At 46.8% G+C, this 10,532-nt stretch carries 9 protein-coding genes; 2 read left to right on the plus strand and 7 right to left on the minus strand.

Features of this window, described 5'->3' with window-relative positions:
• Positions 1-118 precede the first annotated feature (118 nt).
• Both HUU10_03585 and HUU10_03590 read right to left on the minus strand, forming a co-directional pair.
• Positions 119-1,285: a hybrid sensor histidine kinase/response regulator gene (locus HUU10_03585; GenBank protein NUQ80671.1), complete on the minus strand. Its 1,167-nt coding sequence runs from the start codon at positions 1,283-1,285 to the stop codon at positions 119-121.
• Complete coding sequence (locus tag HUU10_03590) at positions 1,275-3,434, minus strand: PAS domain S-box protein (GenBank protein ID NUQ80672.1); 2,160 nt, start codon at positions 3,432-3,434, stop codon at positions 1,275-1,277. The genes HUU10_03585 and HUU10_03590 overlap by 11 nt, the downstream gene beginning before the upstream one ends.
• 294 nt (positions 3,435-3,728) lie before the next feature.
• Between HUU10_03590 and gap the strand changes: the two genes are divergently transcribed.
• Positions 3,729-4,799 (plus strand): type I glyceraldehyde-3-phosphate dehydrogenase, encoded by a 1,071-nt coding sequence (gene gap / locus HUU10_03595; GenBank protein NUQ80673.1) that lies wholly within the window; start codon positions 3,729-3,731, stop codon positions 4,797-4,799.
• Positions 4,800-4,883: 84 nt separating this feature from the next.
• Complete coding sequence (locus HUU10_03600) at positions 4,884-6,179, plus strand: HlyC/CorC family transporter (protein NUQ80674.1); 1,296 nt, start codon at positions 4,884-4,886, stop codon at positions 6,177-6,179.
• Between the two features lie 392 nt (positions 6,180-6,571).
• On the opposite strand, the gene HUU10_03605 is transcribed toward HUU10_03600, so the two are convergent.
• The 5 genes from HUU10_03605 to HUU10_03625 form a co-directional block, all read right to left on the minus strand.
• A complete protein-coding gene (locus HUU10_03605) occupies positions 6,572-7,450 on the minus strand; it encodes a hypothetical protein (protein ID NUQ80675.1) in 879 nt (292 codons plus the stop codon).
• A 370-nt stretch (positions 7,451-7,820) separates the two neighbouring features.
• A complete protein-coding gene (locus HUU10_03610; GenBank protein NUQ80676.1) occupies positions 7,821-8,357 on the minus strand; it encodes a hypothetical protein in 537 nt (178 codons plus the stop codon).
• 164 nt (positions 8,358-8,521) lie between these two features.
• Positions 8,522-9,391 carry an RHS repeat-associated core domain-containing protein gene (locus HUU10_03615; protein ID NUQ80677.1) on the minus strand — a complete coding sequence of 290 codons (870 nt, stop codon included), beginning with the start codon at positions 9,389-9,391 and terminating at the stop codon, positions 8,522-8,524.
• 114 nt (positions 9,392-9,505) lie between these two features.
• Positions 9,506-9,991 (minus strand): hypothetical protein, encoded by a 486-nt coding sequence (locus HUU10_03620; GenBank protein ID NUQ80678.1) that lies wholly within the window; start codon positions 9,989-9,991, stop codon positions 9,506-9,508.
• Positions 9,992-9,998: 7 nt separating this feature from the next.
• The coding region (locus HUU10_03625) for a hypothetical protein (protein ID NUQ80679.1) at positions 9,999-10,532 on the minus strand (534 nt) is incomplete at its 5' end.

Consider the following 10,532-nt stretch of genomic DNA (forward strand, 5'->3'; position numbering starts at 1 on the left):
AATCAGACCGGGGATCTAATAAAATTCTAAAAAAAGGATTCGGAAGCATCAACACATGCTTATAAGGAGTCTGACGCCGGCAGATTGCCAAATGGAGAAATCAGGTTGAGTCGAACTTTCAGCTCGTTCCCGTCAGCGGTTCATCGACGGGAATGCGAACGGGAATCCAGACAGAAAAGGTGGTGCCTTTGTTGGGCTCGCTGTCACACCGGATTCGGCCACGGTGCAGATCCAGACATTGCTTTACAATGGAAAGCCCCAGTCCGGAACCGGCAATTTTGCCAACATTACCGCCCCGCTGGAAGCTTTCGAACAGTTTTTCCTGATCGGCTTTCGAAATGCCAATGCCATCATCCGACACCTGAATCATGGCTTCCTGTTCATTGATATCCACCCGGAACCGGATAGTGGTGCCCCGGGGCGAATACTTAACAGCGTTGCTGAGCAGATTCAGAACCACCCGCTGAACCAGACGGGTATCGACCACTGCCACCGGAGAGGAAGCCGACACCGTCATTTCCAACTGATGGGAATATTCATCGATCAATTGAATATCGGCGGCACATTTCCGGCAGAGATCTTCCAGATCGGCCAGTTCGGGCTCAAAGGTGAGTTTGCCGGTTTCCGATTGGGTGGCAATGAGCACATCATCGAGCAACTGCGTCATCTGGCGAACCGATTTTTGGATTTTCTGGTACGCATCACGCTGATCGTGGGTCACGGCACCGGGATCCTTGGGCAGCAGTGACTTACTATATAAAGAAAGCACCGTCAGCGGACGCCGCAGTTCATGCGAGGCCATGGAGACCATGCCGGTTTTCAGTCGGTTCAATTCCTTCTCATGATCGAGTGCCCGGTTCAGGGCATCATTTTTCTGCTGCAGTTCCCTGCGCAGATCCTGCAAAACCAGATGGGTTTCCACCCGGGCCATCACTTCTTCCTGCTGAAAGGGTTTGGTGATATAGTCCACGGCTCCCAGAGAAAATCCACGCACTTTGTCAATGGTATCAGCAAGTGCGGTCATAAAAATCACCGGAATGCCGCGCGTCTCGGGGTTTTCCTTCAGCCGGCGGCAGGTTTCAAACCCGTCAATACCCGGCATCAGCACATCGAGCAGAATCAGTTCGGGTTTGGCCAGTTCAGCCCGCTGAATGGCTTCCTCACCCGATTTGGCCACCAGAAGCCGCAACCCATCGTGCCGCAGCGCATCCCACAGAACATTCAGATTGGTCGGATTGTCATCCACCAGCAGAATCGAATACTTACGTCCGGGTTCAAGTCTCAAGAGGCCACCTCCGTTCAGTCGCCAGCTTTTCCAGCCGGACAAGATCGAAGCTTTTAACCAGCCGCTGAATTTCCCTGGCGAGCAAATCCTGACCAGGATCGGCAGAATCCATGGTGAGGGTCAGGTCAATAATGGCTTCGACATCTCCCATCCGTGCCAGATCAAGCAAGGGTCCGGCCAGGTTCTCGGGCAGGTGAATCGCCAGATGCTCTCCGCTGCTGACTTCAGAATACCCGTTCACCGTCTGATTCTCATAAATCCATTCCATCCCCAAATGATCCTGAATGACGCCAAGGATACGGCTCATCTGAAAGGGTTTGGCAACAAATTCATCACAACCAGCCATGAGGGAATCTTCGCGGTTGTGTTCAAAAACGCTGGCCGATACGGCAATGATTACCACATCCTGCATATTCCGGGTTTTTCTGATGCGGCGGGTAACCTCGAATCCGTCCATTTTCGGCATCCGAAGGTCAATAAAGATGATGTCGGGCCGGTATGAAACGCACTTGTTCAGACATTCCAGTCCGTCCTTCGCTTCCTGTATATCGAATCCGATGGGTGACAGCATGTGAACCAGCACCGACCTGTTTTCCCATTTGTCATCCACAATCAGCACCCGTTTGCGTTCACCCAGATAGCCAATAATATGGTTTTCATCCACACTGGTCCGGGCGGTGAAACCGGTTACGGGCTTCAGGTCCAGTTCCACCCAGAAAGTACTCCCCGATCCGAGCGAACTCCTCACCTGAATCTCCCCGCCCAGCATCACAGACAACCGCTGACTGATGGCCAGACCAAGACCGGTTCCTTCCACATGCCGGACTTTATCGCCCACCTGGTGAAACGGCAGAAACAGCTCGCCCATCCGGTCGGCGGGAATGCCCACGCCTGTGTCTTCGACCTGAAAACGGATTTTTCCCTCATGATACCCGACTTTAAAGGCCACGCCCCCTTCATCGGTGAATTTCACGGCATTGCTGAGCAGGTTGAATAATACCTGCCTGAGCTTTTTCTCATCGCTGTGAACGGCCTTCGGAAGATCAGAGAGTTTTTCGAAGAGAAAACTGATTCCCTTTTCGCGGCAGCGGATCCGGGCCACATCGGCCACGGCCTCAAGGAACTCACCAAAATCAAAATCGAATTCATGTAATTCCATGTAGCCAGATTCAATTTTAGAAAGATCGAGAATATCGTTGATGAGGGTCAGTAAATGCTCGCCGCTTTTACGGATAATATCAATTCCATCGCGCTGCTGTGAGTTCAGATTGCGGTCTTTCTGCAGAATCTGACTGTATCCCAGAATGGCATTCAACGGGGTCCGGAGCTCATGGCTCATATTGGCCAGAAACTCGCTTTTGGCACGGTTGGCCGATTTGGCTTCGTCCATGGCCTGATGAAGCTGAGAATCGGCTTCTTTCCGCTGACTGATGTCACGGATCGCACTGGCAATCTGCAATCCGTCATCGGTTTTAACCGGACTCAGGCTGACCTCGACCGGAATTTTTCGTCCGGACTGGTGCTGGCACCAGAGATCAAGACCAGCTCCCATGGGACGGGTTTTCGGATGGGCCACAAACTTGTCGCGCATGCCCGGATGGCTGCCACGTATCTCGGTGGGTAAGAGCATTTCCATGGTCTGACCAATCATCTGATCGGCGGTGTACCCGAATAAATGCTCGGCCTGATCATTCACAAAGGAGATTTTTCCGCCGGCATCCACAATCACAATGGCATCGGGGGTTGCCTGCAGGGTTTTTCTGAATTTTTCTTCTGATCGGCGGGAACTGGTCAGTTCCTCCTGAAACTGGTTTTCCTGGCGAAGTTCAGCCACGGTTCGCGCCAGCCGGAACCGGATTTCCTCATCGGGACAATCGGGGCGGATCCAGTCATAAATCAGTTTATCACCACTGTTGACCTGCAAGGGAGGATTGGCCGACACAATCAGAATACGTACCGGTGCTTTCACCGGACTGTCGGGATAATAGCCGGGCTGATCGGAAAGAATCAGCCGTGAAGCGAGCAGATTGACGCCCGGCTGCAGCACCGGAAGCCCCAATCCGACCGTCAAACGGTTCATCCGTTCCGACAGAACCGGATCCTGTATCAGAATCTGCAGGTGTACCGGCAGGTGAATATCTGTAACCATGGTCCCCGAATTTACACAGAGAATTGCATTTTCACACCTCAATTTTAATGAAATTATAATAGCACGATTTATCAGTTTTTACTACACAAACGGCTTTCTCTGCCCTTTTCAGGCCCATCGGGTCCTTTTCCCGGGAATTTCTGATCTTCGGGACGCCTTAAATCTTGGTTAAATGTGAACCGATTCCACTGATGGATTAACGGATCGTTTGAACCTTAATCGGCGGTTTTTTACCTTTGCTGTGCTGTTTAATACAGATTGAGCATTTTCTTAAACAATCAGGAGTACGTTACCATGGCTGTAAAAGTCGGTATTAATGGTTTTGGACGGATTGGCCGGATGGTTTTCCAGGCCCTTTGCGATCAGGACCTGTTGGGTAAAGAATTCGATGTGGTCGCTGTTGTCGATGTGGCAACCGACGCCGATTACTTCGCCTATCAGATCAAGTATGATTCGGTACACGGCCGGTTCAAACACAATGTTTCCACGAAAAAGAGCGATTCTTCCAGGGAAGAAGCCGATATCCTCGTGGTGAACGGACATGAAATCCGTTGCGTGGCTGCCACCAAAACCCCTGCTGAACTGCCCTGGAAAGCCCTCGGCGTTGAGTATGTGATCGAATCAACCGGTCTTTTCACCGACTCCGAGAAGGCCAAAGGTCACCTCGATGCCGGCGCTAAGAAGGTGATTATTTCCGCTCCCGGTAAAGGCGAAGTGAAGACCATCGTCATGGGCGTGAACGAGCAGGAATATGATGCAAAACTGCACAACATCGTTTCCAATGCCAGCTGCACCACCAACTGTCTGGCTCCCGTGGTTCACGTGATCCTGAAAGAAGGCATCGGAATCGAAACCGGTCTGATGACCACCATTCACTCCTACACCGCCACCCAGAAAACCGTTGACGGTCCCTCGAAGAAGGACTGGCGCGGAGGCCGTGCGGCTGCCATTAACATCATTCCTTCCAGCACCGGTGCTGCCAAGGCAGTTGGCGAAGTATTGCCGGCTACCAAGGGTAAACTGACTGGTATGTCCTTCCGGGTTCCAACCCCCGATGTATCGGTGGTTGACCTGACCTTCCGCTCAACAAAGGATACCTCGATCGAAGAAATCGATTCTCTGCTGAAGAAGGCTTCCGAAACCTACATGAAGGGCATTCTGGGCTATACCAATGAAGAACTGGTTTCCACCGACTTCATTCATGACCAGCGGTCCTCTATCTACGACAGCAAAGCCACCCTGGAAAACAACCTGAAGGGCGAAAAACGCTTCTTCAAAGTGGTTTCCTGGTATGACAACGAGTGGGGCTATTCCAACCGTTGCGTTGATCTGCTGAAACACATGGTGAAAGCCGATAAGAAATAAGGTTCACCAGTCTGATTCTGTTAAAAACCCGGTCCCTACGACCGGGTTTTTTTTATTCTCATCCCGAACTTCTACCTTGAATCCATGATAACCGATATTTTGCTTCTGACCGTTCTTATTTTGCTGAATGGTCTGCTTTCCATGTCAGAAATGGCGGTGGTTTCATCCAAAAAGGCCCGTCTGGCCGGACAGGCTTCCAAAGGCAACCGCCGGGCCCGGCAGGTGATTCAAACCCTTGACGACCCGACCTCCTTTCTTTCCACCATTCAGATAGGCATCACCCTTATCGGAATCCTGACCGGGGCTTACGGAGGAACCGCCTTCTCCCACCTGATTCAGCCCTGGGTCGAACAGGTCCCTGCCCTTGTTCCCTACGCCGATGAAATCAGTTTCGGATTCATTGTGGCGGTCATTACCTACTTTTCCCTTCTGTTTGGTGAATTGCTTCCCAAACGAACCGCCATCCGGAATCCGGAGGCCATTGCAAAAGCGGTCATCGGTCCCCTCAGGATTATGGAGAGCATCTTTAAACCCTTCGTCTGGTTTCTGTCTGCCTCCACCCGTTTTTTCATGTTCCTCGCCGGAAAACCACCCGGTGATCAGCAGAACATGATTGATGAGGAAATCAGGCAAATGGCCAATGAAGCCGAACGAAGCGGACAGATGGATGATGTGGAAGCACACATCGTCCGGCAGGCACTTAATCTGAATGATCTGACCGTACGGGATATTATGATTCCACGTACGCTTATCAGCTGGATTGATGAAAACGACTCGCTTCAGGATATCCGTGACCTCATTCAGCGGACGGCCCATCAGCATTACCCTGTGGCTGATCAGGATCTCGATCACCTGAAAGGCATTCTCTCCACACGGGATTTATGGCTTCAGACGGTGTCGGGCGCTCCTCTGCAGCTCGCCTCGCTGTTAAAAGAACCGCTCTTTGTCCCCGAAACCGTTTCGGTGACCCGGCTGGTCGATTTATTCAAATCGGAAGATCGGTATTACGCCGTGGTGGTCGATGAATATGGCTCGGTACAGGGTTGGGTGACCTCGGCCGAGATTCTGTCGGTGCTGGTTGGTGATCCCGACGGGGACGGACTTCCCGGTTCGGATGGATCGGCGTTTGCCGATGGCAGCCGGATTCTGCCGGGCATGATGCCGTTTTATGAGTTCGAAGAACTGATCGATCACGACTTTAAACTGGAAGATGAACCCGCACCCTTCAGCACGCTGGCCGGCTACCTCCTCTCCCTGACGGGCAATTTCCCTGTGGTCGGATCTGTCATTGAATCGGAAGGATTCCGGTTCGAAGTGCTGACGATGAAAGGTCGCCTGATCGAGTCCGTGCGGGTGACGGTGACCGAAGCCGGGGAGTGAGGGAAAAACCCCGGTGGTTTCGATTCCGCTCAACAACCGGGGTTTTTCAGTTAAAAGTGAAAAGTTAAGAGTTAAAAGAAATCAGAACTCAGTAAATACAATAACTGATGATTGAAATTCCCTGGACCCCACCGTTTCCCCAATCATACCTTCGTAGAATCCCAAACGCAGAACAAAGCCAAATAGGGGCGTAGCCCTGACATCTTCGTAAAATTCCAAACGCAGAACAAAGTCAAAATAAGGGGCGTAGCCCTGACATCTTCGTAAAATTCCAAACGCAGAACAAAGTCAAAATAAGGGGCGTAGCCCTGACATCTACGTAGAATCCAAACGCAGTACAAAGCCAAAAAGGGGCGTAGCCCTGACCTCTCAGACCTGCATGGGAAAATTGGTTACAACCGATACTGCAAAGAAACCACCGGTAATATAATCACTTCCATCGTTTCATCTTCCCGTTTTTCTCTGCTTTCCTCAAATGAAACAGAATGGCTGAAAACAGGGTTGGAGTAATAGAGAAATCCGCTAATCGCAAAATGGGATCCTGCATACAGAGAAAAGCCGGCCCTTGCTCCGAACGAGAAATCGGAGGACGCATCATAGTAAACATTGCTATAATCAGGGAAATATCTGCGCTCGGTTCTTTCCGGACGCGAAACCCAAACGAATCCAGCCTTTGCTTCCACTTCAATTCCCATCCACCAACCAACGGTTTGCCGTAGTCTGGGACCTGCCATCACCCAAACAAAATGCCAGGGATCACCTGACTGAAAGGAACTCTTTCCCCACTCCTGGTATTGTGAAAAATGATACATGTACACCAGATTGAGCTCAATTAATTGTGAGGGGAGAAAATCATATCCCACAGAAGCACCTGCGTTAAATCCCAGTTTCAAATTTTGAAACTCTTCATTATAACCCGGCGTGCCCTCATTTTCATAATAAGGATGCCCAACACCTACCTCGATGGTGTACCAGATGGTTCCCGATGTCAACCGCGACCACGGTATTATTCCTGATTTCCTGGTCACAACCGGTTCCGGACTTTTTTCCGGAATGGCTACCTGCCTCTGCCTGATCCTGACAATGAGCGTACTATCTGTTTCGAAAACACTTCCATCCCGTTTCTGGATAAACCAGTTGGTGGAATTTCCTTTTATGCGGATGCCTTCAACAGAATCGCCGTTACTGAGATAAAACACCTGCGATGCCTTTTGAGCAAACAGGGATGAAAAAGCCAGAATGAAGATCAGAGTGTAAAAAAGTCTGTACATGGACGGAAAACCCTTTAAGTTGAAACGAGGAAGAATAACTTAACTGTTTTGAACGAATAAAAAACCGGTTGGTCTTTCTATGGAACTAAGCCTTTTCCAATAATTTGCTATTTTATAACTGAATTTTCATCTAAATCATCATGCGACTTGTGTAAATCGATCTGTTTATAATTCTACTTGCATAAAAAGGCCCTAATTTCATCACATCGACTTAAGTGAAATCGTTTGAATTCCGATCGAGTCAGGTATCCGAATCCATGGATATTTCTAATCGATTTTATTCCAGGAAAATTCTGAATGGCCTGACAAAATCGTCTTCAAAAGAATGAATATACTTCACCCCCACCTTTGATCAACAATCGGAATTTTGTTACTGTTTTTTTCGACTTAATAGGAATTGAACAAATTCTTCAGGTGATAATTTTACAATTGCAGAATCAATTTCTACGCCAGAATAGTAATTATATATGGATTGATGATTCGGATCATAGTTATCTAATATCTTCTTACTCATTATTTCATTATCTATTTGAATTTGAAGATAATACAAATTATTTACCTTATTATGGCTGTATTCCCTTGAAACGCAACTCTTAGGTATCTTTTTGCTTATGAAATAAGTCTTACTCTTATTAAGTATCATTATTGTATCGTTGCTACTTGAATATTCCATTTCATAACTTAGTCCTTTAAAAGCGTCACCATCTTTTATCAGAATATCACTCTTAAAAAACACAAACCTCCTCTTAATGACCACAAAATGCTCCAATATTATTTTGTTTTCATCACAATATTTTATGCATAATATATTTTTGACATAAGCCTCATTGAAGTCGTAGACATCCCATGAATGAGTTAATTCTACTTGTGTTAGCAAAAATAAAAGTAATTCTAAAAGAAGGAACATTTTCATCTCCTATACATAAATTGAGAGGCAGTTATTCCGATATTCCTAATTTCCATTTGAAAGTTTAGTAAAAGGGGATGAAACATTGGAATATTTGGAACACCAACACGCCAGAGGGCCATCGAAGCACTGTTTGCGCAGTTTGAATATAATGGCCCCCATTTTTAATTCCCCCAAAACATTCCCTGTCCATTTTGTGTCTTCTTAGTAATTTCCTTTAAAATACTCTTGTTGATATTGTTCAATTTTGTAGACCATGTACCTGGTTCACCATAATAATTATTATTATTCCCTTGACCATCAATAACATCAAAATACCTAATAAAGGTTGGTTTAGTCACAGGTATTGAGCCATCACCACCATTCGGGCCAATAGAAATATTCACCTGTTCATCTGGTGATGTAATTGAAGAATGGCTCCACCAGTCATACTTCGAAGCTTCAGCTGCGTTTACATCAATCATACCTCCGTCAAATCCAGCAATATAATCAGATAAATTTTGCATGCCACCAAACAAGAATCCAAAATTTTCCGAGGTAGAATTTCCTTCCTTACCAAGATAATCAAACCGCCCCTTAGACCAGTTCATTGCACCAAAACCAATAGAACTTGAAATATCATTTTTACCACCAGAAAGAACATTCATTCCAAGTGAATTCATTGTTGACCCTGTTGCCAGACCTAGTGTACCGGCAAATGGTATCTCTGATGCTGCAATTGAGGCACCTGCCAGTGCACTATATCCTCCAATTAACCCGCCTCCAATTGAATACGCCAATAATCCCCATCCATCAGCACCTGCTTCCTTACCAATTTGGTAACCAGTATATACGCCAATCCAATGTCCGATGAAATAAGCAACAGCAAGATCATCAAAACCAAATATCTCCCCACTCGGATCAGTAAAACTAATCGGGTTATTGCCGCAATAGTTATAGAACGACGGCGTTTGCCCCATAGGGTCCATGGCATAGAACCGCCCGATTGCCGGATCGTACATCCGTGCCTTGTAGTTCATCAACCCGGTTCTGATGTTTCATGCGAACGGGCGACTTTCCCGAATTGGGTATCGTCAAAATAAGAAAGCACAGCCCCGGTGGTTCCGTTAAAGGCAACACTGGTTACCGTTTCCAATATTATCTAAAAACTAGTTTCTCGAATTTATGTATTCCCGAAAAGGACCAATTAGCTTTTTTTCAAATAGCATTAACACGAATTCATTTCTTTCTTCGACCGACATTTTAATAGACCATTCGGGCTTCTTCAAATATCCATTTAATCTGATTACAGAAGGTGAAAATGCACCAATACCAGTCCTGACCGTACAAAGATAAGTGTCTACAGAATCCAGTTTAATTCTAAATTCCTTTTCTGGAAAGCCATTATTATATGTAAAAACATACGAATACGTTTTGTACTCACTGATTCTGTCATCATTAACATAAATGGAATCACGAATTGAATCGGCTATTGGTTGAAGACCAGGATTCAAATTGATAAACATATCTAGCTCTCTGTTGAGATTTTCTTTGGGTATTTCGAAATCATAATCCTTCATTCCTGAAACAATCAAATCATATTGACCAGAACAGTTTATCAATAAGAATGAAAACACCACAACAATTTTTTTCATTTAAGTCCTATAATCTATTTTCTGCGTTACGACCAATTAAAACTGACTTTGGATAAATGATAGCCGCAAAGCCTATCCCGATCGAATAGGCTTTCATAGATAAAAGGGGTGATGACCTTACATGTTTTGTGGCCAGGTAGAGATTTTGGCCAACAAACCGCCAATCGGCCAGATAGGAAGTTGTTGTAGTGGCCAATGTGATCCCATACTTATCCGCGTGTAATCCCATTCGCGTCCAAGCAGCATCATGCAATTGCGCGGGCAAATCCACAAAGGTATCCCCCTTAATTCGACCCCACCAATCATGGCCCTCAATTGATTTCGGGTTATCTCCACCAGGATAATTTTCATTAAGGATATTCTGTTTTAAGGTAGTGGGGTTAACAGAATCACCAGGTTTGTTATTTTTCGCAAGCTCATCAACTTCATCCCACCAGGTACTTTCCCATCCTGTTTTAGAGTCGATGTATTGTATCCCCTCGCTTAAATTGGTCATTCCACCAAAAAAATAACCAATATCATCGAGGACCGTGTTGTTACC

The organism is Bacteroidota bacterium, assembly GCA_013360915.1.
In the GTDB taxonomy this organism is placed as follows: Bacteria; Bacteroidota; JABWAT01; order JABWAT01; family JABWAT01; genus JABWAT01.

Excerpts from the sequence above, each read along its gene's own strand:
- HUU10_03590 (NUQ80672.1), bottom strand. The coding sequence starts at position 3,434 with ATGGTTACAGATATTCACCTGCCGGTACACCTGCAGATTCTGATACAG.
- gap (NUQ80673.1), top strand. The coding sequence starts at position 3,729 with ATGGCTGTAAAAGTCGGTATTAATGGTTTTGGACGGATTGGCCGGATG.
- HUU10_03600 (NUQ80674.1), top strand. The coding sequence starts at position 4,884 with ATGATAACCGATATTTTGCTTCTGACCGTTCTTATTTTGCTGAATGGT.
- HUU10_03605 (NUQ80675.1), bottom strand. The coding sequence starts at position 7,450 with ATGTACAGACTTTTTTACACTCTGATCTTCATTCTGGCTTTTTCATCC.
- HUU10_03610 (NUQ80676.1), bottom strand. The coding sequence starts at position 8,357 with ATGTTCCTTCTTTTAGAATTACTTTTATTTTTGCTAACACAAGTAGAA.
- HUU10_03620 (NUQ80678.1), bottom strand. The coding sequence starts at position 9,991 with ATGAAAAAAATTGTTGTGGTGTTTTCATTCTTATTGATAAACTGTTCT.